Raw genomic sequence first — 23613 nt, forward strand, 5'->3', positions numbered from 1 at the left:
CCGTACCGCGGCGGCTCCGGGGCGGCGCCGTGTCAGGGCGGGCCGTGTCAGGGCAGCCGGACCGTGCTGACCTCGGAGATCTCGGTGGCCGCCGCGGTGTCCCAGCGGGCCGACGGCGGATCGGTGTCCAGCGTCAGGGTGGCCACCGCGTTGGAGAACCACGGCCCGTGGGCGATCCGCCACTTCATGGACGGCTTGGGGATCCTCGCCAGACGCGCCAGCCAGCCGCCGATCAGGGTGGCGACGCCGAACTGGGCGACGATGTTGGCCAGGCGGAGCGTACGGCTCAGCGGATTGCGGATCGGGGAGCAGACGAGCTGGTAGACCGGCAGCCCGTCGGCCTTGGCGACGTAGGAGTAGTGCACGTCGCCGGACAGGATGATCACCGGCTTGTCCGTCCGCGCCAGCAGCCGGGCCATGTCCTCGAAGGAGCGGCGGAAGGCCGCCCAGTGCTCCAGGTCGACGTACTGGCGCAGCCTCTCCGACCAGCGCGCCACTCTGGGACCCCAGCCGCCCTGGGCCAGCTTCTCGTTCCAGTTCTGGATGTGGTGGATCCCGGCGGGCAGCAGGAACGGCACCGACGTGCCGATCAGGAAGCGCTTCACGCCCTCCCGCCGGAGCTGCTCGGTGAACCACTCCCACTCCACCGGGTCGATCATGCGCCGGTCCCCCGGGTCGAGCTGGCGGGCGCACCGGGAGTCGAGCATGATCAGGCGGGTGTCGCCGAGGTCGCGGGCGTAGCTCCACCGGTTGTCGGTCGGGACGGTGTCGGCGTGCTCGGCGAACGCGTCGAGGATCTCCGCCCCGTCGCCCTCGGCCTTGCACAACCTGGTCAGCACGTCGTCGGAGGCGCGCTCCTCGGGCGACATGTTGCCCAGGTGCTGGTAGACCCAGTAGGCGCCGAGCCCGGAGATCACCCGGCGCGGCCACCACGGCACCCGGGCCATCTGCTCGCGCCAGGTGGCGGAGGTGTTCCAGTCGTCGCGCAGGTCGTGGTCATCGAAGATCATCGCGGTGGGAACCGTGGACAGGAGCCAGCGGATCTCGGGGTCGGTCCACGCCTGGCGGTACAGCTCGGCGTACTCCTCGAAGTCGGCGATCTCCCCGGCCGGCTCGCCGTCCCGGCGGTTCTTGATGAACTCCAGCATCTCGCTGGACGGCTCGTCGGCGTAGACCTGGTCGCCGAGCAGCAGGAGCAGGTCGGGCCAGTCCTCCTCCGGCGCCCCCATCATCGTGCAGCCGTAGGCGCGCAGCACGTCCACGCCGTGGGAGATGGTGTGCAGCGTGTCGTGCGGGACGCTGGTGCGGCACGAGCCGAACATCACCCGGCGGGGACCGCCCGGCCCGAGGAGGCGGATGCGGCTGGGCGGCTGGTCGGGCAGCGGCCAGACGACGTGCCCGTCGAGGCGGACCTCGTAGGTCCCCTCATGGGCGACGTCGACGATCGCGTAGTGGTGGCCGTGCACGGTGAACGTCGCCGCCCGCGACCGCGTCCCGCCGACCTCGACGGTCACCTCGCAGGGTTCGCTGGTCTCCACCCACACCGACGCATCGGTCTCGTCCACGTAGCGCAGCATCGGACCGACGACAAGTTCCGGCACCTCAGACCCCTCAAACAGTACAGAACGGCAGGCTTCTACGGAGAAGCCTGCCGGATCGGCGCGTTCCCCTCGCCCGGTTCGCCTGATCTGATCGGTGGCAACGGATCAGGCCCGCAAGCAGGGGAACGCACAAAAAACGTTCATACGAACGCAACATGCCCTGCTTGGCGGGCAAAAAACCCGTTACTAATGTGATCGTCACCAACAGTTCCGGGCGGGGCAACGGCGCCCCGCCCGCCCTACGGAGGCTGTCCTTCATGACCACCATGGTGCCGTCAACGACGCCGGCGACCACTCTCATCGGCCCGGGCCGACAGGCGCTCGACTCCGCGTTACTCCAGCTCGACCGGGCCGCCGACCGGCTCGGACTCGACGACGGCCTGCGCACGATGCTGGCCACGCCCCGCCGCTCGCTCACCGTCTCGGTGCCCGTCCGCCGCGAGGACGGCCGGATGGACGTCGTGCAGGGCTTCCGGGTGCAGCACAACACCACCCGCGGCCCCGCCAAGGGCGGCGTCCGCTTCCACCCCTCCACCGACATCCACGAGGTCACCGCGCTGGCCATGTGGATGACGTGGAAGTGCGCCCTGGTCGGCATCCCGTACGGCGGCGCCAAGGGCGGCGTCGCCGTGGACCCGGCCTCGCTGAGCACGCGGGAGCTGGAGCGGGTCACCCGCCGCTACGTCAACGAGATCATGCCGATCATCGGCCCGGACCGGGACATCCCGGCACCCGACGTCGGCACCGACGAGCAGACCATGGCCTGGATCATGGACACCTACTCCATCAACGCCGGCCGTCCCGTGCCGGGCGTGGTGACCGGCAAGCCCATGATCCTCGGCGGCTCCGCCGGGCGGGCCGGGGCCACCTCGCGCGGCGTGCTGATCTCCGCGCTCAAGGCCCTGGGGGGCTCCCCGGCCGGCCGTACCGTCGCGGTGCAGGGGTTCGGCAAGGTCGGCGCGGGCGCGGCGCGGTACTTCGCCGACGCCGGTTGCCGCGTGGTGGCGGTCTCCGACGTCACCGGGGCCGTGGTGGACCGTTCCGGCCTGGACGTCGACGCCCTGCGGGCGTGGGCCGAGGAGACCGGCGGCGTGTACGGCTACCGCCACGCCGACGCCCTTTCCCACGACGAGCTGCTGGAACTCGACGTGGACGTGCTGGTGCCCGCGGCGCTGGAGGGCGTGATCACGGCGCAGAACGCGTCCCGGATCAGGGCCCGGCTGGTCGTCGAGGGCGCCAACGGCCCCACCACGCCCGAGGCCGACCGGATCCTCGCGGACGCCGGGACCACGGTGGTCCCCGACATCCTGGCCAACGCGGGCGGGGTGATCGTCTCCTACCTGGAGTGGGTGCAGAACCTCCAGGCGTGCTCCTGGAGCGCGAGCGAGGTGGACGCCAAGCTGCGCGGGCTGATGGAGGACGCCTTCGACGCGGTCGCGGCGATGTCCGCCGAGCGCGGCATCACCCTGCGCGAGGCGGCGCACGTCATCGGCGTGGGCCGGGTCGCCGAGACCCACCGGATGCGCGGGCTCTACCCCTGAGCCGCCTCCCGGACTGAGGGGCCGGTCCGCCCGGAGCGGGCCGGTCGGGCGCGGACACGCCGGTCAGGGGGGCGGGTGTGCCCGTCACCGGACGGCCCGCGTCCGTTCCACGGGTCCCCGCCGCAGGGCTCCCTTCGGTGGAGCCCCGCGGCGGGGGCGGGACCTGCGGGCCGGAACCCGGGGCCGGCCGCGCGGAGCCTAGAACGGGTCGGTCGCCGGGTGGATCGCCGCCCGCACGATGTCCTCGCAGATCTCGTGGGTGGCCAGGGCGTCGCCGGCGTCGACGACGGCGCCGGAGCGGACCGCGTCGAGGAACTCCAGACAGACCCGCTCGATGCCGCGCTGCTCACCGACCGAAACCCAGTCGCCGCGCCGGGTCAGCGTCTCTCCTCCGGTGTAGTCGATCACGTCGGCCAGGTTGACCACCCGGCGTTTGGCGCCCCCGCCCATGACCTCCACGGTCTCCTCGGACGCGCCGCTCGTCCTGCTCATGATCCCGAAGGCGGTGAAGCCGTCGCCGGACAGCTCCAGCGTCACGTGTTCCAGCAGGCCGTCGGCGACCCGGGTGCGGATCCGGGTGTGCTCGACCGGTCCGGGCGCCAGGAACCTGAGCGTGTCCACGACGTGGACGAAGTCGTCGAAGACCGCGGTGCGCGGGTCCTCGGCGCGGTCCCTGCGGTTCTTCTGCATGACCACCAGGTCGCGGGGCAGATCGAGCAGCTCCCGGTAGGACGGCGCCCGGCGGCGGTTGAAGCCGACCAGCAGCGACCGCCGCATGTCGCGGGCCAGCCGTACCAGGCGCTCGGACTCGGCGTAGGTGTAGGCGATCGGCTTGTCGAGGTAGACGTGGACGCCCGCCCGGAGCAGCGGCTCGACGACCTTGACATGCGCGGCGGTCGCGGCGTGCACGAAGGCCGCCTCGACCCCGGCCTCGATCACCTCGTCCACCGAGGTGGAACGTGACGCTATCCGGTAGGCGTCGCCCAGACGGTCGAGGGTGTCGCGGTTACGGGTGCTGAGGTGGATGTCGAGGCCGGGCTGTGCGGACAGTACGGGCAGGTACGCCTTCTCCGCGATGTCCCCCAGGCCGATCATGGCGATCTGCATGCTCAGAGGGTACGGCCTACGCCGCCGCCGCGAGACGGTTCCGCCACCATGCGATCGTCGAGGTCAGCGCCTCGTCGAGCGGGGTGGGCGACATGCCGAAGGTCGTCTGGAAATCGGTGGAGTCGAGAACGAAGGGCCGGGTGAACTGGTACCGCAGCTCCTCCAGCTCGCCGAGCATGGGTGAGAAGGCGCCCGCGGTGCGGAGCAGCCAGTGCGGCATCGCCCTGACGCCGGGGTTGCGGACACCGGCCAGCGCGCACAGCCGGTCGGCGACCCGCGCGGCGGACAGCGGCGCGTCGGTGGGGACGTGCCAGGCGCGTCCCCAGACCCGGTCGTCCCCGGCCGCCGTCACCAGGGCCCGCGCCACGTCGGGGGTGTAGGTCCAGCTGTGCGGCTGCTCGGGATCGCCGACGAAGCGGACGACCCTGCCCGAGAGCAGCCGGGGGACGAACCTGTCGCCCAGGTGCGCCTGGTCCAGCGAGCCGGGGCCGAAGTAGTCGGAGGCCCGCAGCTCGGTCACCCTGACCCGGCCGGCCTCGTGCGCGGCGAGGGCGTCGTGCCACAGGCGCACCCGGACGGCGCCCTTGGCGCTGGGCGGGGTGAGCGGGTCGCTCTCGCGCATCGGCCGGTCGGGGGCGGCGTAGCCGTACAGGCAGCCGAGGATGACGTATCCGGCGCCGGAGGTCTCGGCGGCGCCCAGCATGGAGGCGGCCATCCCGGGCCACGTCTCGGCCCAGCGGTGGTAGGGCGGGTTGACGCAGTTGAACAGGGTGGCGGCGCCCCGGGTGAGGCCGGCCATCCGGTCGCGGTCGGCCACGTCCGCGGCGACCCGGCGGACGCCCGGCAGCTCGGGCCCGGAGCCGGACCGGCTGACGAGGACGACCTCGTCGCCCCGCTCGGCCAGCAGCCGGGCCACCTGCGAGCCGACCTGCCCGGCTCCCGCGACGACGTGCTTGCTCATGCTCGTTCTCCTTCTCACTGGTCTTTCAGCGGCCTTCATCGGTTCTCATCGGCTCTCACTGCTTCCGGTCGGCTCTCGCCGGCTCTCACTGCTTCCGACTGGTCCTCGCCGGCTCTCACTGGTTCCACAGCAGCCGCAGCGCGGCGTTGACGACGTAGACCGCGGCGAGCAGCGCGCCCGCACCGGGACGGCCGGCCGCCACCAGGGCCACGGCGCCGCCGCCGAACCAGACGACCTCCAGGGCGACCCGGCCGAGCCCGGTGGCCGGGATCGCCGCGTTGGCGCCGCCGCCCGCGCCGAAGACCGCCCAGACCACGGCGAACGCCACCGGGGCGCCCAGGCCGAGGAGCAGCCGCATCGGCCAGTTCGGGCCGGTGGTGAAGCCCCAGACCCCCGCCGCGACGAGGACGCCCAGCTCCAGCAGGAACATGACGAGGAGGTTCGCGCCTTTGGCGAGGTTCAGCATGGGGGGCTCCGATGAGATTGACGCTTCGTTGCGAGAGCAATGCTCTCTCAGGAGAGCATCGCTCGTCAAGAGCAGTGCTCTCTTTTATTTTCGCCGCTCTGATATCGTCCTGGCCATGAGCTCAAGCCGAACAGCACGGGAACGGGTCAGAGCCGAGCTGACCAGGGAGATCGCCGACATCGCGCGCCGGCAGCTCGCCACCGAGGGAGCCACGGGGCTCTCACTGCGGGCGGTCGCCCGGGAGATGGGCATGGTCTCCTCGGCGATCTACCGCTACTTCCCCTCCCGGGACGACCTGCTCACGACCCTGATCATCGACGGCTACAACGCCCTCGGCGAGGCCGTGGAGAACGCCGACGCGGCCACGCACCGCGAGGACCACACCGGCCGGTGGCTGGCGGTCTGCCACGCCGTACGGGACTGGGCGCTGGCCCACCCGCACGAGTACGCCCTGCTGTACGGCTCGCCCGTGCCCGGCTACCAGGCGCCGCAGGACACCGTCGCCGCGGCCGTGCGCGACACCGTCGTCTACGGCCGCATCATCTCCGAAGCCTTCCACGCCGGGGCGCTGAACCCGCCGGACGTCGCCCCTCCCCCACCGGCGGCGTTCGCCGAGGACGCCACCCGGGTGCGGGAGATCATCTCGGACATCCCCGACGACGTGGTCGCCCGCGCCCTGGTCGCCTGGACCGGCCTGTTCGGCTGGGTCAGCTTCGAGCTGTTCGGCCAGTTCAACGGCGCGATCCTCAACCGCGACCCGGCCTTCGACCACGCCATGCGCTCCCACGCCGCCTACCTCGGCCTGCCCCTCTGACCCCTTCGTGGCGCGGCTCCCGGCCTGTCCCCCTGAGCCCGCCCCGGTGCGGCTCCCCGCCGGACCCGGGAGCCGCACCACGAGGCGGGGGGCGGCCCGTCGGTCACGGAGTCGCCGGGCAGGGGGTCCCGGTCGAAGGAGTTCCGCCACCGTTCCCGGCCGAAGGAGCTCCGTCGCAATGATCGTCTAGGCTGGGCGGCCGTGGAGTATTTCGTGTACGGCCGCGACCGCCCCGGCACGTTCGGGCTCAAGGTGAGACTGAGCGAGGAGCACTGGTCCTTCATGGACGGGTACGCCGAACTGCTGGTCGCCCGCGGCCCCACGATGACCGGCCATGGCGACGGGGCCGAGCCGACCGGCAGCCTGCACATCGTCGACCTTCCGGACACCGAAGCCGCCCGCACGTTCGCCTACGAGGAGCCGTACCACCGGGCCGGCATCTTCGAGTCGGTGCTGCTGTGCCGCTTCCGCAACGTCCTGGGCCGCACCATGTGGGAATTCACCGACGCCGTGGACGACTACGGCCGGTTTCTGGTGATCGCCATGGGCGAGTCGGCCCCCGCGCCGGTCACGTCGAAACACCTGATCGTGCACGGCGAACTCCTCTCCCTCGACGGCGAGACGCGGCTCGGCCAGGCGGCCCTGGTGGAGGCGCCGGACCGCGAGGCCGCCGCGGCGCTGCTGCCGTCCGGCGGTGACGACGGCCGTACGGAGGCCCATCCCTGGCGCTTCGGCGGCAGACCCGCTCAGGACCCCTAAGTTCTGTTTCATAGGGCATTGAGCCACTGGTTGATCGCAGCGATGACGACGACGGCTTCGTGGCGTACGGCGAGCCTGTCGTAACGGGTTGCCATGCCGCGGCTGCCTTTGAGCAGGTTGATGCCGCATTCCATGGCGTGGCGCAGCCGGTAGAGCGCGGGGTCGAAGGCGAGTGGGCGGCCTCCCTCCGACCCCTCTTGGCCGACCGCCGCCGTCGAGTCATCGTTCATGGTGCCACGGCTCGGTCCCGGCCTCGCCCGCACTCAGCTCCGCTGACGACCGTTCCGATCCTCCTCCGGCGCCGTCACCGGGAGTCGGTCGCGGAGCGCATCCCGTCGATGCCGAAGGCCAACAGGCGCTCGCCCTGTGCGGGCGATGTCTGTTCCCCAACCCAGGAAACCGAGTTGATCAGGGCGTAAAGGTCTGAGGCGGTGACATCGGCGCGCATGCCTCCGGCGGCCTGCGCACGGTTGAGGAGCTGTTCGCCGGCGGTGAGCACCGCTTGGCAGGCGGCATGCAGGTGCGAGGTCTCGTCCTCGATGCTGCGCATCAGCGAGGTCACCAGCCCCCGGTAGACCGTGGTGTGCGCCATAGCCGCGCGCGCCCAGATGAGCAACGCCTCGTCCGCGGACGGGTGATCGAGGAGATCGCGGGCCTTGTCGGACAACGCTTGCATGCGGTCGCGCAGCAACGCCTCCAGCAGCGCCTGCCTGGTGGGGAAATGGCTGTAAAGGGTTCCGTTCGCCACGCCGGCGCGCCGGGCGATCTCCTCCAGCGAGGCTTCAACGCCATGTTCAGCGAAGATCGTGGCCGCTTCGGCCAGCAACCGTTCGTAGTTGCGGCGCGCGTCAGCGCGCATCCTGCGCCGCGGCGCAGGATCGACGGTCGTCATGAGCGCTCCCGGATTGCTAAGTTGAGGCTGTCTCAATATATTTCTTGAGACAGCCTCAGTTTACTACCCCGCGAAAGGACCCTTCGGTGAACGCTGCCGGCAACCCCATCCTCGTGACCGGTGCGACCGGACGCCAAGGCGGTGCCACCGCCACCCGTCTCCTGGCCGCAGGCCGGCCGGTACGCGCCCTCGTCCGCGACCCGGACTCCCCAGCCGCCCGGACGCTGAGAGCCCAAGGCGCCGAGCTGCACACCGGGAACCTCGACGATCCCGGCTCGCTCGCGGCGGCCGCCGCCGGCGTCCACGGCATCTTCGCGGTCACGCCCGACGACGATGACGTCGAACGCGAGATCCGCCGCGGCCGTGATCTCGCCGACGCCGCGGCGGCAGCCGGCGTCTCCCACTTCGTGTTCGCCTCGGTCGGCGGGGCCGACCGAGGCACCGGCATCCCCTACTGGGAGAGCAAATGGCAGATCGAGCAGCACATACGCGCGCTCGGCCTACCCGCGACGATCCTGCGTCCGGTCCGCTTCATGGAGAACCACACCATTCCCGGCCTGCCTCTCGGCGGCATCGTCGACGGAGAGCTCAGGCACCTGTTCGACCCGGAGACACCGGTGCAACTCATCGCCGCCACCGACATCGGCGCCCTGGCCCGCCTCGCCTTCACTCGCCCGCAGGAGTACCTCGGACAGGCGATCGAGATCGCCGGCGACGAGCTGACCCCCAACCGGACGGTGGAACTCATCAGCCGCAGCCTCGGACGCGAGATCACCTACCGGCAGGTCTCCATCGACGGCACCGGACTGGGCCCGGAGACGCAGCGCGCCTTCAGGGACGAGCGCGGTCTGTGGCGAGCCGACATCGCGGCGCTGCGTGAACGCCACCCCGGCCTGCTGGACTTCCAGACCTGGCTCGAACACGGCGGAGCCGAACAGATCCGAGCCCTGCTCCAGGACTCACCAGGCCGTGTTTCGAAAGGTCATGTGTGAGGCGCGTCGATGATCGTTGAACGAAGAGGTCTCCGGTAGTTGGTTCAACTACCAAGAACGAAATACCGGAGACCTCGTGGCCAGCGTGGTGGTGACGAGGGAGACCGCCGGCCCCTTTCGCGGAGACATGAAAAAGCCCCCGACGAGGGTGGGACGGGTCTCGTCGGGGGCGGGTCCGGCCGGCCACGGGGAAGGCTGGGGCCGGACGTACGGTGGCGGCCTCGCCTCTCACCCCTCCGCGGAAAGGCGAGGCCGCCCGGCTTCCCGATCGGCGGGTACGCGATCGATCGGGAAGTCTCGTCCGCCTCCTAGCCGGATCGCCCGGAGGTCGGCTCGGAGACGGACGGGTTCTTCGGATCCTCCGAGTGGGGTACGGCCCGGATGGCGCACCAGACCGTACGGCCCAGGCCAGGGCCGAGCTCGCGCGCACCCCACTCCAGGGAGAGCTCGCGGATGATCAGTAGTCCTCGGCCGCCCTCCGCGTACGGCTCCCTGCGGACATGGGGACCGGAGAACAGCGACCCCGGGTCGTTGACCTCGATGTAGACGACCTCCCCGGTGGCGCTGAGGGTGAGGCCGATGAAATCACCGGGGCCCGAGCCGGAATGCCGGATCGCGTTGGTCACCAGCTCCGACGCCGCGAGCACGACGTCGTCGACCGCCGGATGATCGTCACCGAGCCATCCGCGCACCTCGGAACGGGCACGTGAGACGGACTCGTGGACGCCCGGCAGACCGGTCCGGCCGAGAACCTTCGGCTCCGTGCTCGGCGCTTTCATGACTTCACCCCCTTGAAGGGTTTCTCCTCGTTCAGCCTTACGAGCATCCCGAATCTCAGCTACATTCGGTAGTCGATTGACTTCTTAGAGTCATGAACAGTTGCACTGAAAGGCCGGTTGAAGCCGCCGTCCCCCCGGGAGGCAACATGCCGAAAGAGATGGAACTCTGCCCCGCCGACTCGCCGACCGCCCTATTCGGTTTCGAGCTGCGCCGGCATCGCAAGGCTCGTGGATGGTCGCAGATCAAGCTGTCGAAGGCGGTGCCGTACTCGGTCGGCACGATCAGCATGATCGAGACCGCGAAGCGGTCACCGTCCGAGGAGTTCGCGCGCTACTGCGACGAGGCCCTGGAGGCGGAGGGCGCCCTGATGCGGCTCTGGCCGATGGTCAGCCACGCCGCGGCCCCGCCGTGGTTCCGGCCATGGCTCGATGTGGAGGCCACGGCGGAGGCGATCCGCACCTGGGAGCCGCTGATCATTCCGGGCCTGCTCCAGACCGAGGAGTACGCAAGGGCCATGCTGAGCGGTGAACCAGGCGTGTCACCAGAGCAGGTGGAAGAACACGTGACCGCGCGAATGGAACGCCAGTCGATCCTCAGACGTCCCAAGCCTCCGATGTTCTGGGTGGTCCTGGATGAGGGCGTTCTTCATCGTCCGATCGGCAGTCCCGCCGTGATGGCGGCCCAGTTGGAGCATCTTCTTCGAGCAGGTCAATCACCTCGGATCACGATCCAGGTGCTCCAGCTCAGGGCTTACTCCACCACCGGTCTGCTCGGCGGCTTCGCCATCGCCCAGACACACGGGACACCCGATACGGCATACGTGGAGGCGGCTTCCGACGCTCAAGTAACCGATTGGGCGGAGACCGTCAAGACCTTAGCATTCAGGTACGAAGGGATCCGCTCCGAAGCACTCCCCCAACGCGAGTCCCTAGAGCTGATCAAGGAGACGATTCAACGATGGACGGACTGACCGAGGAGCTACGGGCAGCCACGTGGGCCAAGTCCTCCCTTTCGGGCAGTAATGGCGGAAACTGCGTGGAGGTGGCGAAGCTGTCCGGGGGCCGCAGGGGCGTCCGCGACAGCAAGAACCTGGCCGGTCCCGCCCTGGTTCTCACCCCCGGCGCATGGGCTGATTTCCTCGCAACGCTGAAGAACGGCGAACTCGACTAACCGCCGAACACGAACACCGGAAAGGCGCCCTTTGTGGCCGGCTCGGCACCCGAGACCCGGCCGATTCCGTATCGGGCCCTCATTCTCTGGAACGGGCGAACAGTTCGAGATGGGAGCAGCGGATACAGCGGAACGCCTCGATGATCCAGCGCGTCTTTCCCATACGCTTGGCATTGCCGAGCGGACCGCGCTCCAGGGAACCTGCGATCCAGCGACCGTATCCCCGTGAGTACTCGCCGGCGTCCTCGACGAATCCCGGCTCCAGGTCCGTACCGTCACATTGAGTACAGCGCATGTTCATGGTTACCAGTCTCCCGCCGATTGCCGGAACACCTTGAACCGTACTGCCCAGGGCCTTGGTGAGGTTCCTTCCGGGACCGCGGCCCGGCTACGGCGGGCACCGCGGGCGGCGTACAGCACGGGGTGATCCGTACCGCCCCGAGAGTAGGCCGTTTGCCTCCGGCCGGCGGACGACGAAACGGACCGCGTCGGACACCATCGCCAGTGACCGTCCGATGACGGGCGGAGGCGATGGACAAGAAGGAGCGAAACCGTGCGCAAGGTCTACGTCGCGCTGGCCGGCCTGCTGCTGGCCGCCGTGGTCGTGCAGTTCTACTTCGCGGCGGTCGGCGCGTTCGACAGGCCGATGGAGGAGGACTCGTTCGCGCTGCACAACATGGTGGGCAGGATGGTCATCCCGATCCTGTCGCTGCTGGCCACCGTGGCCGCGGCGCTGGCCAGGGCGCCGGGGCGGCTGATCGCGCTCACCCTGCTGCCGCTGGGCCTGGTGGTCGTCCAGGTGCTGATCGTGGTCCTGGGCAGGGCGCTGAACGACGACACCGGCTACACCACCACCGCGAGCCTGGTCGTCCTCGGCCTGCACGCGGTCAACGGCATGGCCGTCGTGGGCTCGGCCGGGACGATCCTCCGGCAGGCCAGGGCACTGGCGGCGGCCCCGGCCGGGGCGACGTCCGGAGGGACGGCACCGGAAGAGCCCGCGGCGCGCGTGCCATGAGCGTCGGCACCCTCATCACGTTCGACCTGCTGGTCGCGGTCCTGACCGCCGCGACGTGGCTGGGGGCGGGCGCGGCGGCGGCCGCCCGGCGGTCCGGGATCGCGCTGGCCCTGTTCGTCGCGGCGGCCGTCCTGTCGGTGGCCCGCGCCGCCACCGCCGCCGTGCTGGCCGGTGCGGGCTGGTGGTTCGTCCAGGAGAAGATCACCCTCACGATCCCGCTGCTCGCCGTCGCCGCGGTCGTCGCGGCGACGGTGGCGGGACCGCACCTGGTCAGGGCGGCCCGCGGCGGCCGGGCCGACCTCGTGGGGCGGCCCGCCGTCGTCGTCCCACTGCTGGGCGCCGGCTACGCGGCCGCGGCCGGGCCGGTGTACGCGCTACTGCTCGGCTACCCGGCGGCCTGGAGCGCCGGGCTGGTCACGGTGGCCCTGGTCGGGGCGGCGGTGCTCCTCACCTGGCGGATCGTCTCGGCGCCCGGGTCCCTGCCGGCGCCCATCGCCAGGGCCGCCGTCGCGGCGGCCCTGGCGGCGGGGCTCGCCGGGACGGGGCTGGCGTTCGTCTCGGCCCCCGAGACCGACGCGGGCGGCGGCCCGCCGACCGGTCACCTGGCCGCCGGGCACCCGGCGGACGGCCGTACGGCGGGCGCGGCCGGAACCCGCACCGCCGATGAGCACGCGACCGGCACGGGCGCGGTGCACGCGGCGGGTACGGACACCACGGGAGAGCACGCAGCGAAGACGCACGGGAACGGCGGGAACGCCACGGGAGAGCACGCGCCGGAGGCGCACGAAGCCGGGGCGGGAGACACCCGGCCGGTGACCGCGCTGCGCGGGCCCTCCGAACCCGCGCCGGGCGGCACGACGCGCCGGTTCGCGCTGACCGCCCGCACCGCCACCGTCACCCTGTCCTCCGGGCGCCGCGTGGCCGCGTGGACCTTCGACGGCAAGGTGCCGGGCCCGCCGATCACCGCCGCCGAAGGCGACCTGGTCGAGGTACGGCTGCGCAACGCCGACGTCGCGTCGGGCGTGACGATCCACTGGCACGGCTACGACGTGCCCGCCGGCGAGGACGGCGTCCCGGGCCTGACCCAGGACGCCGTACGCCCCGGCCAGGAGTTCACCTACCGGTTCCTGGCCACTCAGGTGGGGACCTACTGGTACCACACACACGAGGTCTCCGACGTCGGCGTCCGGAAGGGTCTCTACGGCATGCTGGTGGTCACCCCCCGTGCCGGCGGATCGGCCGATCACGTCTCCGGGCCCGGCTCGGGTTCGGCGTCCGACGGGGAGACCGGGCGGGTTCGGGACGGCGGGGCCGGGTCCGGCGGGCCGGCCGCGTCCACGCCGGGCCTGGACCTCACCCTGCCGGTGCACACCTTCGGGGGTGTGACGGTGCTCGGCGACCACGACCGGACGATCGAACGGTCCGCCGCCCCCGGTACCCCCGTACGGCTGCGCCTGGTCAACACCGACAACACTCCGCACCGGTTCACCCTGGCGGGCACGCCGTACCGGCTGGTGGCCGTGGACGGGCAGGACCTGAACGGCCCCGGCGAGCTGGGCCGGGTCGGGCTGCGGCTGCCCGCGGGAGGCCGCTACGACCTCGCGTTCACCATGCCCGCGGCGCGGACGGTGCTGCTCGCGGTGGACGACCGTACGGAGGGTCTGCGGCTGTCGCCGCAGGAAGTCGCCGGGTCCGCGGGCGCCTCGGGGAGCGCCGGGGACGGCGCGGGCTGGCCGGAGCTCGACCTCACCCGGTACGGGACCCCGGCCGGCACGCCGTTCGGCCCCGGCAGCCGCTTCGACAGGCGGTTCACCCTCGTGCTCGACCGCGGCCTGACGTTCTCCGGTGGCCGGCCGCTGTACGCGCACACGGTCAACGGCCGTGCGTTCCCGTCCATCCCCACCCAGGTCGTCAGGGACGGTGAACTCGTCCGCTTCACCGTCGTCAACCGGAGCCGCGACACCCACCCCTGGCACCTGCACGGTCACCGGGTGCTGGTGCTCTCCCGCGACGGGCGGGCGACGGGCGGCAGCCCGCTGTGGCTGGACACCTTCGACGTGCGCCCCGGCGAGGTGTGGGAGGTCGCCTTCCGCGCCGCCAACCCGGGCCTGTGGATGAACCACTGCCACAACCTCGCCCACGCCGACCAGGGGATGGTCCTGCACCTGGACTACGAGGGCGTGACCACCCCGTTCCACGGCGCCCACGGCGGCTGAGAACTTCTCACCCGGCTCGGGCCGCCCCGCCCCGGACACGATGCGGCGGGCCCGTCGGTCCCGGAGTTCCGAGATCGGCCGAGCCGTCCACGCCTCGGACCCGCCGCGCCCCGGACACGGCGCGGCGGGCCGTCATCCCGCGAGGAGCCTGCGCAGCACCCCCTGGAACACCTGTCCCGGCCTCTGCTGCTCACCGTGCAGGGCGTTCAGGACGAGGAGTCCGCCGGTCAGCGCGGGGATCACCCACTGCACGACGCGCAGCCGCTTCTGGGCGCCGGCGACGTCCGGCGGGGTCTCGGCGCAGGGTTCGACGCCCGACTCCGCGGGGACGTCGCCAGCCTGCTCGATCTTCGCGCCGAGCATCCTGCTGCAGCCGGTCACCGCCAGCGCCGCACCGCTGAGCACCGTCTTGCCGATGGTGTTCCCGGCCACCCCCTTCTGCGTCGCGACGCGGCCCTTGTTCGCCGCCAGCAGGCCGATGGAGCCGGCGAGGTACATGGCGATGCCCGCGGCGTTGACCGGGGTCCACTTGCTCCATCCGACGTTCGCCACCCGGGTCCGTTCGCGCCTGTCGCTGACCGCTCCGGACGCGCCGTTCAGGCCGACGGCGCCCATCAGCGAGCCGCCGAACCACATGGCCAGTCCCAGGTCGTGCATGGAGCGCACGACGGTGTTGCGTTGCATGCCTTTCCCCCCGTCCAAGGTGACGGACCGCCGATCTCCGGCCGATGGCGCCACGCCGTCACCGCGATGGGGGTTCACTACCCCGCTTCGGGTATGCGGTCGGCTCTCATCGCGCGATGTCCCGGGCAAGGTTGGACCGGGACCGGGACCGGGACCGAGACCGGGGCCGGGACCGGGACCGGGCCGAGGCCGGAACCGGCGACGGAGAGGAGGGCGGAGCGGGGGCGGTGTCAGAGCCGGGCCCCGGCCGGGACCGGGGCCGGGCCGAGCCGGGGCCCGGGCTCCCCTTCAGGCGAGGCGCACCCCGACCTGGAGGTTTCCGCACAGCGCCTTGGAGTAGGGGCAGTGCTCGTGGGCCCGCCGGACGAGGCGGCCGGCGAGGTCCGGGTCCACGCCCGGCAGGCTGACCACCACGTCGACACCGATCGCGTAGTCGTCGTGCTTCCCGCGCTTGCGCAGCTCGACGGCCGTCTCGACGATGCAGTCCGCGGTGCTCACCCCTTCCCGGCCGGCGACCAGCGCGAGGGAGTTGTGGAAGCAGGTGGCGTACGCCGCCGCCAGGAGCTGCTCGGGGTTGGGCGCGCCGCCGGGCCCGCCGAGCTGCCGGGGGGCCTTCACCGGGAGGTCGAGCATACCGTCCTCGGTCGTCACCCGCCCCGCGCCGTCCGTGGAGAAGGCTCGGGCCGTGTAGAGGGTGACGTAGCCGTCGCCACCCCTGTCCTGAGGCCCGCTGACGCCGCTCCGCGGTCCACCGGCGTCGACCGCGCCCCGGGGTCCGCCGACGCCGCTCCGCGGTTCGCCGGCGTCGGCCGGGGCCCGGGGTCCGCCGACGCGGATCTCGGCCTCGACGCCGGGTCCCGAGTAGTCGGAGGCGTCGGCCGACGGCCGGTCGGAGACCGCCGACCTGCTCGGCGCGGCGGCCTCGTTGGGCATCCCCTGTCCGAATCGCACGTCATCGTTCATGATCGTCCCCCGATCCCCCGACCCCCGCGCTCGGTACGGCCGGGCACCCCGTCGCGGCGGGCTCGCCGTACCGCGCAGGGCCATGACCTGCGCGAATTACTCGAAATGGTGCTTATCTACCCCTCGTGCGGGGACCGACACGGGGCGCGGCCCGGCCCCGGAGGCGGTCCGGGCGAGGCGGAAGCCGATCGGCGGCGAAGGGCCAGGCGAGGCCGGCCCCGCGGAGAACCGGTCGGGGCCGCAGCCGACCTCCGAAGGCGAGCCGGGGCCGGCCTGCGAGGAGAGCCGGTTGAGCCGGCAGGAGGCCGTTTCGGGAGAAGTTCGCCGGCCGTTGTCCGGATCTTCAGGCCGCCGTTCCCGGCCCCGCCATCGACCCGTCCAGGATCTCTGCCGGGACTTGGAAACCGGCACCGAATCGGCCGTGCAATGCACTATCCGGTGGCGTACCGTCTCCACAAGACCGTCCCGTTCGAGAAATACGACGGATAAGGCTGATTCCGTCGCTCTGTGAGGAGTGATCCATGCCGAGAAGGTTCCTGTCCGCACTGGCCGCGGCGGCCGCCATGGCCACCACGACGATCATCGGAGGCGGCGTGGCCACGGCGAGCGACACGACCGCGGCAGGCGACACGACCCCGGCGAGCGGCACGACCGCGGCGAGCGACGGTACCTGCGCGACCGCCCCGAACACCCCCGTCACCACGGACGCCGTCTTCAGCGAGCCCGTCGGGGGCGACCCGGCCGCCATCGTGCGCAGGCTCTGCGGCCTGATCCACCAGACCCCCGCCGGGGCGCGGATCCAGGTCGCGCACTTCGTCATGTCCGGTACGGCCGGTACGGAGTTCGCCGACGAGCTCGCCAGAGCCCACCGGCGCGGCGTCGAGGTGCGGGTGATCCTGGACGGTGACAGGCGAGGCGCCACCGTGGCGTCGCGCCTGGCGGCCGAGCTGGGCACGGACACCTCGGCCGGATCGTGGGTGCACGTCTGCACCGGCCCGATGTCGGGCGGCACGGCGGCCTGCATCGGGGACAAGGGCCAGCACAACAAGTTCTACACGTTCTCCCGGACGGGCGGGGCCTCGAACGTGGTCGTGCAGTCGTCGGCCAACCTCACCGACCTGAACTCCACGACGTACTGGAACAACGCCGTCGTCCTGACCGGGAACCGGAGGCTGTACCAGGCGTATGACGGCTACTTCGCCGACCTCGCGGCGGAGCGGAAGAACCTCGACTACTACCGCGTCGTCACCACCGGCGCGGCCGGCGGCTCGGTGCGGGCCCACTTCTTCCCGCGGGCGGGCACGGACGCCTCCACCGACCCCGTCGCCGAGTACCTCGACAAGGTCTCCTGCGAGGGCCGCACGAAGATCCGCGTCGGGATGTCGGAGTGGGACACCTACCGCGTCGCGATCCCCGAGCGGCTCCGCGACCTGGCCGCCCGGGGCTGCTCGGTGCAGATCGTCTACGGGATCATGGACGACGAGGTGAAGCGGCTCCTGCTGGCCGAGCCCCGCGTCGAGCTGCGCGCCCTCGGCGACGGGAACGCGCTGCCCGGCCGCATCCACTCCAAGTACCTGCTCGTCGAGGGCTCCTACGACGGAGACCGGAACGCCCACTGGGTCTTCACCGGCAGCCACAACTACAACGAGACGTCGCTGCGCCGCAACGACGAGACCATGCTGCGGCTCAACGACAAGGTCGTCTACCAGCGCTACGTCGCCAACTTCGAGAAGGCCCGCGCCGCCGCCGTACCGGTGTCCGCGGCCTGAGCCGACCCTCCGGTGCGATCCCGCCGGGCGTTCGCGGCGCGGCGCCCGCCGCGGGACGCCCTCTCACACGCCGACCGCACGTGAGAGGGACCGGAGCACGCCGTACGGCCGTCGCCTCAGGGCCGGGCAGCACGCCGTACGGCCGGCGCCCCGGGGTCCCGGCCGTACGGGTGAGCCCGCCCGGCCGGGACCGGGTCCTCAGCGGGCGGCGCGGTTGACCGCGGAGATGACGGCCTTGAGCGAGGCGGTGGTGGTGTTGGCGTCGATGCCCACACCCCACAGCACCTGGCCCGCCACCTCGCACTCGATGTAGGAGGCCGCCTTGGCGTCGGTGCCGGCGCTCAGGGCGTGCTCGGCGTAGTCCAGGACGCGTACCGGGAAGCCGCTCCGCGTCAGGGCGTCGCAGAAGGCGGAGATGGGGCCGTTGCCCACGCCCTCGACCTCGCGGATCTCGCCGTCCAGCCGCAGGTCGACGCTGATGACGTCCTTCTCGTCGACCGTGGACACGCCGCGGTGCGCCAGCAGGCCCAGCCTGCCCCAGGGGCGCGCCGGGTTCGGCAGGTACTCGTCGGCGAAGACCTCCCACATCTCGGCCGGGTTCACCTCGCCGCCGAGGGTGTCGGTACGGGCCTGGACGACCCGGGAGAACTCGATCTGCAGGCGGCGCGGCAGGTCGAGGCTGTGGTCGGCCTTCATGATGTAGGCGACGCCACCCTTGCCGGACTGGCTGTTGACCCTGATGACCGCCTCGTAGGTGCGGCCGATGTCCTTGGGGTCGATCGGCAGGTACGGCACCGCCCACGAGAACTCGTCCACCGGCACGCCCGCGGCGGCCGCGTCGCGCTCCAGGTGCTCCAGGCCCTTCTTGATCGCGTCCTGGTGGGACCCGGAGAAGGCGGTGTAGACCAGCTCGCCGCCCCAGGGGTGGCGGGGGTGGACCGGCAGCTGGGTGCAGTACTCGGTGACCCGGCGGATCTCGTCGATGTCGGACAGGTCGATCTCGGGGTCGACGCCCTGGGAGAACAGGTTCATCCCCAGCGTGACCAGGCACACGTTGCCGGTGCGCTCGCCGTTGCCGAACAGGCAGCCCTCGATGCGGTCGGCCCCGGCCATGTATCCCAGCTCGGCGGCGGCCACGGCGGTGCCCCGGTCGTTGTGCGGGTGCAGGGACAGCACGATCGAGTCGCGGTAGGCGAGATTGCGGTGCATCCACTCGATCTGGTCGGCGTAGACGTTGGGGGTGGCCATCTCCACGGTGGCCGGCAGGTTCACGATGACCTTGCGGTCGGGGGTGGGCTGCCAGACGTCGTTGACGGCGTTGCAGACCTCCACGGCGTACTCCAGCTCGGTCCCGGTGAAGGACTCGGGCGAGTACTGGAAGTAGATCTCGGTGTCCTCCAGCTCGGCCGCCAGCTTCTTGCACAGCTTGGCGCCCTCGACCGCGATCGCGGTGATGCCGTCGCGGTCCTGACCGAACACCACGCGGCGCTGCAGCGTGGAGGTGGAGTTGTACAGGTGGACGATGGCCTGCCTGGCGCCGCGCAGCGACTCGAAGGTCCGCTCGATCAGCTCGGGCCTGGCCTGGGTCAGAACCTGGATCACCACGTCCTCGGGGACGCGGTCCTCTTCGATGATCTGCCGTACGAAGTCGAAGTCGGTCTGCGAGGCGGCGGGGAAGCCCACCTCGATCTCCTTGTAGCCGATCTTCACCAGCAGCTCGAACATCTTGAGCTTGCGGTGGGCGTCCATCGGGTCGATCAGCGCCTGGTTGCCGTCACGCAGGTCCACCGCGCACCACCGGGGCGCGGTCTCGATGACCTTGCCGGGCCAGGTGCGGTCGTCGAGCCTGACCGGGGTGAAGGGCTGGTAACGCCGGAACGGCATGGGGCTGGGCTGCTGCTGCGGATACATGCAATGGCTCCTCGACGTGGAAAACGATCGTGGCCGACGCGCATGGCTCGCTCCGCGACGAGGGGGCCGGCCTCTTACAGGCCCTCGTCGCGGCAGCTAAGAAGCAGCCCGCGCAGCATGTCTAGCACGTTAGCAGACTGTCCCAAATCCACACCCGCGGATCTCAGAAACCGAGACGTCCCAGGTCACAGGAGATGTGTGACACGGCGCCCTCGACCGTGGAGCCCCCGTCCGGCCCGGTACGCCATCCGGGGCGGAGCCGTACCGATCGGGTTAGATTGACGCTACCGTCCAATCCGATCTGGGGAGACCATGAAGGACACCGACATTCTCGCCCATATCCACGACCTCATCGAGGAGGAGCACGACCTGCGCCGGCGGCTGGCCTCCGGCGGGATCTCCTCGTACGAGGAGAACAACCGGATCCGGCAGGTCGAGGAGGCCCTCGACCAGGCGTGGGACCTGCTGCGGCAGCGCCGGGCGCGCCGGGACGCCGGGGAGGACCCCGACTCGGCGGCGCCGCGCCCGGTCGGCGAGGTGGAGGGTTACCGCCAGTAGGAGCCGGTAGGAGCCGGTGGAAGCTGGCGGGAACCGGCGGGAGCCCGCCGGTGGGCGCCCGCCGGTAGGAGCCGGTGAAGCCGGTAGAAGCCCGCCGTCAGGAGCCGCCGTCCGGCCGTCCCCGGCGCCCGCGACCGGCACGGTCCGCGCGGTTAGACTGCGGCCATGCCCCGAGCCCTCACGTCGCCGTTGCGACGAGCCGTCGGCGTGGCCGCGGGCGTGCCGACCGGCCTGGCCGGGCTGGGGTGGGTCTGCGTCTCCTGGGCGGTCGGGGGCGAGCGCGCGCGGAGGGCGACGGCCGCGCTGGTCGGTCTGGAACGGCTCCGCCTGGCTTCCTGGTACGACCACCACCGCGCCGGTGGCGCCGGCGGGCGCGGCGGGCGCGCCTATCTCCTGCTGCGAGGCGCCCTCGGCGTCCTGGGCGGCTATCTGGTTTTCGCGGGCATGTTCCTGGCCGTCCTCCTGCTGTACGGCGGGGCGGGGCAGCTCGTCTCGGGGGAGGCCCACCCCATCCCCCTCCGGTTGCCCGGTGTGCGGGTGACCGGGGACAGCTCGGTGTACGGCATCGTCCTCGGCCTGACCGCGCTGGCGCTGTCCGTCGGCTGGGGCGCCGTCCTGGTCGGCCTGGAGCGCCGGCTGGCCGACCGTTTCGCGCCCTTCGGGCGGGACGAGGTGATGAGAGGCCGGATCGCCGAGCTGACCGCCTCGCGCTCCGGGATCGTGCGGGCCGTCGACGACGAGCGCCGCCGGATCGAGCGCGACCTGCACGACGGGGTCCAGCAGCGAGGGGTGACGCTGGCGATGCTGCTGGGGCGGGCACGGCACGCCGCCGAGCCCGCCCTGATCGACGAGGCGTACGCCGAGGCACGGCGGCTGCTCGACGAGCTGCGCGACGTGGCGTGGCGGATCTACCCGGCCGAGCTGGACTCGCGGGGCCTGCGCGCCGCGCTGGACGAGGTGGCGCATCGATCCGCGGTACCGGTGACGGTCGTCCACGACCCACCCGGGCGGCTCGCGCCGGAGCAGGAGACCTGCGTCTACTTCGTGGTCAGGGAGGCCGTCACCAACGCGAACAAGCACGCCGGGGCGGGTGCGATCCTGGTCGGCCTGCGGGTGACGGAGGAGGAGGCGACCGTGACGGTCTCCGACGACGGCCGGGGCGGCGCCGACCCGGACGGCGGCGGCCTCGCCGGGCTGGCCCGGCGGGTGCGGGCGCTCGACGGGACGTTCGCGGTGGACAGCCCGCCGGGCGGCCCGACGACGGTGACGGTGAGGCTGCCGTGCGCCTGATCCTCGCCGACGACTCCGTGCTGTTCCGCGAGGGGCTGGCCCGGCTGCTGCGGGACGCCGGGCACGAGGTGACGACCGTGGGCGACGCCGCCGCGCTCCTGGAGTCCGTGGCCGGAGCGCAGCCGGAGGCGGTGATCGTCGACGTGCGGATGCCGCCGTCGCACACCGACGACGGGTTGCGGGCCGCCCTGGAGATCCGCGGCCGGTGGCCGGACGTCGGTGTGCTCGTGCTGTCGCAGTACGTCGAGCCGTCCTCCGCCTCCCGGCTGCTCGCCGGCTCCGGGGAGGGCCTCGGTTACCTGCTCAAGGACCGGGTGTCAGAGGTGGCCGGGTTCATCGCGTCACTGGAGCGGATCGGCTCCGGCGGCACGGTGTTCGATCCCGAGGTGGTCCGGCGGCTGCTCGCCCGCGCCCCGCTGGACACGCTGACCGACCGCGAGCGGGCCGTCCTGGAGCACCTGGCCCAGGGCATGGTCAACACCGCGATCGCCGAGCGGCTGCACGTGTCGCAGAGCACGGTCGAGAAGCACGTCAACGCCGTCTTCGACAAGCTCGGGCTCTCCCGGACCCCCGGCTACAGCCGCCGGGTGCTGGCGGTCCTGCGGTATCTCGACGTCTGAACCAGGCGCGCCGCCACCAGCACCGGGCCCGCGACCGCGGCCGTCACCAGCCAGGCCATGAAGCTCGGGTAGATGTAGACCACCTGGATCCAGGAGATGTCGCTCCCCCGGGCGAGGATCCGGAAGACCGGCACGGCGGTCGCGCACAGCGCCGGCGGCCCCAGATAGGGCAGCAGCCCCAGCCACCACCGCCACCCGGAGCGGCGGGCGGCCCACCGCCCGGAGCGGGCCACCCCCCGCGCCGCCAGCCCGACGGTCGCCAGGAGCAGCAGCGCGAACACGAGATCCGTGACGAAGAAGGGCGAGGCGGGGATCTCCGGCTCCTCCCCCTCGATCAGGGCGACCAGGCCGTCCATCAGGGCTCCGGCGTCGGCGAAGGCCATGCCGGTGTTCGCCATGACCGCGACGCCGTACCCGGACGCCGGCATCAGCAGCTGCTCGGCGGTGGCGGTGAACAGGTCGCCGCCGTGCTCCACGACGGGGGTGCCGCGCTCCGTCTTGCCGAGCATCCAGCCGAGGGCGTACTCGTCGTTCTGCGCGGAGGGGGTGCGCATCTCCTTGATGGTCCGCGGGGGGATGCGGCCGTCCCGCTGCGCGATCAGCCACTGGGCCATGTCGTTCGCGGTGGTGAGGACGCCGCCGGAGCCGTTGCCGAACGCGGTGGGCTCCGGCAGGGCGATGGCCCGGCCGAGGATGTACAGGTGTCCGCGTGAGCCGGGTGGCAGGTCCTGGTCGGTGTCGACCGTCCGGCTGTGGCGCATGCCGAGCGGGGCGAACACCTGCGCGTCGAGATACTCGGCGAACGGCCGGCCGCTCACCACCTCGACGAGCCGCGCGGCGACCTGGTAGTTGGTGTTGTGGTAGCTGAAGACGGTTCCCGGTTCCGCGGCGAGCCTCGCCGTCCTGAGCCGGGCCACCGCGCCCTTCAGCGTGGAGGGCTGGGGCAGGCTCCGCTCGCGGAAGGCCGTGTCCGCCATGCCCGACGTCTGGTGGAGCAGCTGCCGTACGGTGATCTCCGCCGCCCGGGGGTCGGCCATCGTGAACTCGGGCAGGTGGCGGCGGACCGGGTCGTCGAGCCCGATCCTGCCCGCCTCCACCAGCCGCATCACGGCCAGGGCGGTGAAGGACTTGCTGACCGAGGCGACGGGCATCGGGGTGTCCGCCGTCACCGGTTCGCCCGTGGCGGTCACGCCGTACCCCGAGACGTGGACGACCTCCGTTCCCCTGGTGACCGCCACGGCCGCCCCGGGCAGCCCCGTCTCCTCGCGGTAGTCCGCGACGAACGCGGCGATCGCCGCGGGGGTGACGCCGCCGGGCGGGGCGGCTTCGGGTGGGGTCCCGGGCAGGACGGCTCCGGCCGTGGGAAGCACGGCCATACAGATCGCGATGAGAGTTCTCAGAAACACCCGCCGGACGCTAGCCTCCCGCTCCGGCCCGGGACCATTGCGAAAAACCTCCGTTCTCGCGGTGGGAAACCGCCGTACGGCGGGCCGCCGGTCGCCGG

The 23613-nt window shown here is 71.8% G+C and carries 24 protein-coding genes; 12 read left to right on the top strand and 12 right to left on the bottom strand.

The annotated features are described in order from the left end of the window. Window positions 1-47 precede the first annotated feature (47 nt). A complete protein-coding gene (locus IEZ10_RS02690; RefSeq protein WP_189244795.1) occupies window positions 48-1601 on the bottom strand; it encodes an alkaline phosphatase D family protein in 1554 nt (517 codons plus the stop codon). A gap of 155 nt (window positions 1602-1756) precedes the next feature. Between IEZ10_RS02690 and IEZ10_RS02695 the strand changes: the two genes are divergently transcribed. Beyond that, window positions 1757-3142, top strand: coding sequence for a Glu/Leu/Phe/Val family dehydrogenase (locus IEZ10_RS02695; RefSeq protein WP_308426240.1), 1386 nt, complete (start codon window positions 1757-1759; stop codon window positions 3140-3142). A gap of 198 nt (window positions 3143-3340) precedes the next feature. Here the strand turns inward: IEZ10_RS02695 and IEZ10_RS02700 are convergent, their stop codons facing one another. From IEZ10_RS02700 to IEZ10_RS02710, 3 genes are all read right to left on the bottom strand, one after another. Beyond that, a complete protein-coding gene (locus IEZ10_RS02700) occupies window positions 3341-4249 on the bottom strand; it encodes a Gfo/Idh/MocA family protein (RefSeq protein WP_189244796.1) in 909 nt (302 codons plus the stop codon). Window positions 4250-4265: 16 nt separating this feature from the next. Continuing rightward, window positions 4266-5210: an NAD-dependent epimerase/dehydratase family protein gene (locus tag IEZ10_RS02705; protein WP_189244797.1), complete on the bottom strand. Its 945-nt coding sequence runs from the start codon at window positions 5208-5210 to the stop codon at window positions 4266-4268. A gap of 115 nt (window positions 5211-5325) precedes the next feature. Then, the gene (locus tag IEZ10_RS02710; RefSeq protein WP_189244798.1) at window positions 5326-5676 is read right to left on the bottom strand and encodes a YrdB family protein; all 351 of its coding nucleotides are present in this window, start codon (window positions 5674-5676) and stop codon (window positions 5326-5328) included. A gap of 115 nt (window positions 5677-5791) precedes the next feature. Here IEZ10_RS02710 and IEZ10_RS02715 point away from each other — a divergent pair, with 115 nt between their 5' ends. Further along, window positions 5792-6490: a TetR/AcrR family transcriptional regulator gene (locus tag IEZ10_RS02715; protein WP_189244799.1), complete on the top strand. Its 699-nt coding sequence runs from the start codon at window positions 5792-5794 to the stop codon at window positions 6488-6490. 201 nt (window positions 6491-6691) lie between these two features. Further along, window positions 6692-7249: a YciI family protein gene (locus IEZ10_RS02720; protein WP_189244800.1), complete on the top strand. Its 558-nt coding sequence runs from the start codon at window positions 6692-6694 to the stop codon at window positions 7247-7249. Between the two features lie 8 nt (window positions 7250-7257). On the opposite strand, the gene IEZ10_RS02725 is transcribed toward IEZ10_RS02720, so the two are convergent. Next, window positions 7258-7479 carry a transposase gene (locus IEZ10_RS02725; protein ID WP_189244801.1) on the bottom strand — a complete coding sequence of 74 codons (222 nt, stop codon included), beginning with the start codon at window positions 7477-7479 and terminating at the stop codon, window positions 7258-7260. A 74-nt stretch (window positions 7480-7553) separates the two neighbouring features. Next, the gene (locus tag IEZ10_RS02730) at window positions 7554-8141 is read right to left on the bottom strand and encodes a TetR/AcrR family transcriptional regulator (protein WP_189244802.1); all 588 of its coding nucleotides are present in this window, start codon (window positions 8139-8141) and stop codon (window positions 7554-7556) included. Between the two features lie 86 nt (window positions 8142-8227). Between IEZ10_RS02730 and IEZ10_RS02735 the strand changes: the two genes are divergently transcribed. Then, complete coding sequence (locus IEZ10_RS02735) at window positions 8228-9133, top strand: NmrA/HSCARG family protein (protein ID WP_189244803.1); 906 nt, start codon at window positions 8228-8230, stop codon at window positions 9131-9133. 308 nt (window positions 9134-9441) lie between these two features. Here the strand turns inward: IEZ10_RS02735 and IEZ10_RS02740 are convergent, their stop codons facing one another. Beyond that, complete coding sequence (locus IEZ10_RS02740) at window positions 9442-9912, bottom strand: ATP-binding protein (protein WP_189244804.1); 471 nt, start codon at window positions 9910-9912, stop codon at window positions 9442-9444. 146 nt (window positions 9913-10058) lie between these two features. On the opposite strand from IEZ10_RS02740, the gene IEZ10_RS02745 reads away from it, so the two are divergent. Both IEZ10_RS02745 and IEZ10_RS02750 read left to right on the top strand, forming a co-directional pair. Next, the gene (locus IEZ10_RS02745; RefSeq protein ID WP_189244805.1) at window positions 10059-10883 is read left to right on the top strand and encodes a helix-turn-helix domain-containing protein; all 825 of its coding nucleotides are present in this window, start codon (window positions 10059-10061) and stop codon (window positions 10881-10883) included. Continuing rightward, complete coding sequence (locus IEZ10_RS02750; protein ID WP_189244806.1) at window positions 10871-11083, top strand: DUF397 domain-containing protein; 213 nt, start codon at window positions 10871-10873, stop codon at window positions 11081-11083. The genes IEZ10_RS02745 and IEZ10_RS02750 overlap by 13 nt, the downstream gene beginning before the upstream one ends. A 79-nt stretch (window positions 11084-11162) precedes the next feature. On the opposite strand, the gene IEZ10_RS02755 is transcribed toward IEZ10_RS02750, so the two are convergent. Next, the gene (locus tag IEZ10_RS02755; RefSeq protein WP_179818784.1) at window positions 11163-11384 is read right to left on the bottom strand and encodes a hypothetical protein; all 222 of its coding nucleotides are present in this window, start codon (window positions 11382-11384) and stop codon (window positions 11163-11165) included. Window positions 11385-11636: 252 nt separating this feature from the next. On the opposite strand from IEZ10_RS02755, the gene IEZ10_RS02760 reads away from it, so the two are divergent. Beyond that, entirely contained in the window at window positions 11637-12098 is a 462-nt protein-coding gene (locus IEZ10_RS02760) for a DUF6220 domain-containing protein (protein ID WP_189244807.1), read from the top strand. Further along, window positions 12095-14314 carry a multicopper oxidase family protein gene (locus tag IEZ10_RS02765; RefSeq protein ID WP_189244808.1) on the top strand — a complete coding sequence of 740 codons (2220 nt, stop codon included), beginning with the start codon at window positions 12095-12097 and terminating at the stop codon, window positions 14312-14314. The genes IEZ10_RS02760 and IEZ10_RS02765 overlap by 4 nt, the downstream gene beginning before the upstream one ends. Window positions 14315-14446: 132 nt before the next feature. On the opposite strand, the gene IEZ10_RS02770 is transcribed toward IEZ10_RS02765, so the two are convergent. Then, window positions 14447-14998 carry a hypothetical protein gene (locus IEZ10_RS02770; RefSeq protein WP_189244809.1) on the bottom strand — a complete coding sequence of 184 codons (552 nt, stop codon included), beginning with the start codon at window positions 14996-14998 and terminating at the stop codon, window positions 14447-14449. 288 nt (window positions 14999-15286) lie between these two features. Next, entirely contained in the window at window positions 15287-15949 is a 663-nt protein-coding gene (locus IEZ10_RS02775; RefSeq protein WP_189244810.1) for an Ohr family peroxiredoxin, read from the bottom strand. Between the two features lie 533 nt (window positions 15950-16482). Here IEZ10_RS02775 and IEZ10_RS02780 point away from each other — a divergent pair. Continuing rightward, window positions 16483-17730, top strand: coding sequence for a phospholipase D-like domain-containing protein (locus IEZ10_RS02780; RefSeq protein WP_189244811.1), 1248 nt, complete (start codon window positions 16483-16485; stop codon window positions 17728-17730). A gap of 198 nt (window positions 17731-17928) precedes the next feature. Here the strand turns inward: IEZ10_RS02780 and leuA are convergent, their stop codons facing one another. Continuing rightward, the gene (gene leuA, locus IEZ10_RS02785) at window positions 17929-19641 is read right to left on the bottom strand and encodes a 2-isopropylmalate synthase (RefSeq protein ID WP_189244812.1); all 1713 of its coding nucleotides are present in this window, start codon (window positions 19639-19641) and stop codon (window positions 17929-17931) included. A gap of 312 nt (window positions 19642-19953) precedes the next feature. On the opposite strand from leuA, the gene IEZ10_RS02790 reads away from it, so the two are divergent. The 3 genes from IEZ10_RS02790 (at window position 19954) to IEZ10_RS02800 (ending at window position 22109) form a co-directional block, all read left to right on the top strand. Next, on the top strand, window positions 19954-20199 hold the full coding sequence (locus tag IEZ10_RS02790; RefSeq protein ID WP_189244813.1) for a DUF2630 family protein: 246 nt from the start codon (window positions 19954-19956) through the stop codon (window positions 20197-20199). Between the two features lie 165 nt (window positions 20200-20364). Beyond that, window positions 20365-21489: a sensor histidine kinase gene (locus IEZ10_RS02795; protein WP_189244814.1), complete on the top strand. Its 1125-nt coding sequence runs from the start codon at window positions 20365-20367 to the stop codon at window positions 21487-21489. Continuing rightward, window positions 21480-22109 (top strand): response regulator transcription factor, encoded by a 630-nt coding sequence (locus tag IEZ10_RS02800; protein ID WP_189244815.1) that lies wholly within the window; start codon window positions 21480-21482, stop codon window positions 22107-22109. The genes IEZ10_RS02795 and IEZ10_RS02800 overlap by 10 nt, the downstream gene beginning before the upstream one ends. On the opposite strand, the gene IEZ10_RS02805 is transcribed toward IEZ10_RS02800, so the two are convergent. After that, window positions 22064-23515, bottom strand: coding sequence for a serine hydrolase domain-containing protein (locus tag IEZ10_RS02805; RefSeq protein ID WP_229810872.1), 1452 nt, complete (start codon window positions 23513-23515; stop codon window positions 22064-22066). The two genes, IEZ10_RS02800 and IEZ10_RS02805, sit on opposite strands and share 46 nt — an antisense overlap. Window positions 23516-23613 lie beyond the last annotated feature (98 nt).

It is taken from the genome of Streptosporangium pseudovulgare (genome assembly GCF_014648055.1).
Lineage (GTDB): Bacteria > Actinomycetota > Actinomycetes > Streptosporangiales > Streptosporangiaceae > Streptosporangium > Streptosporangium pseudovulgare.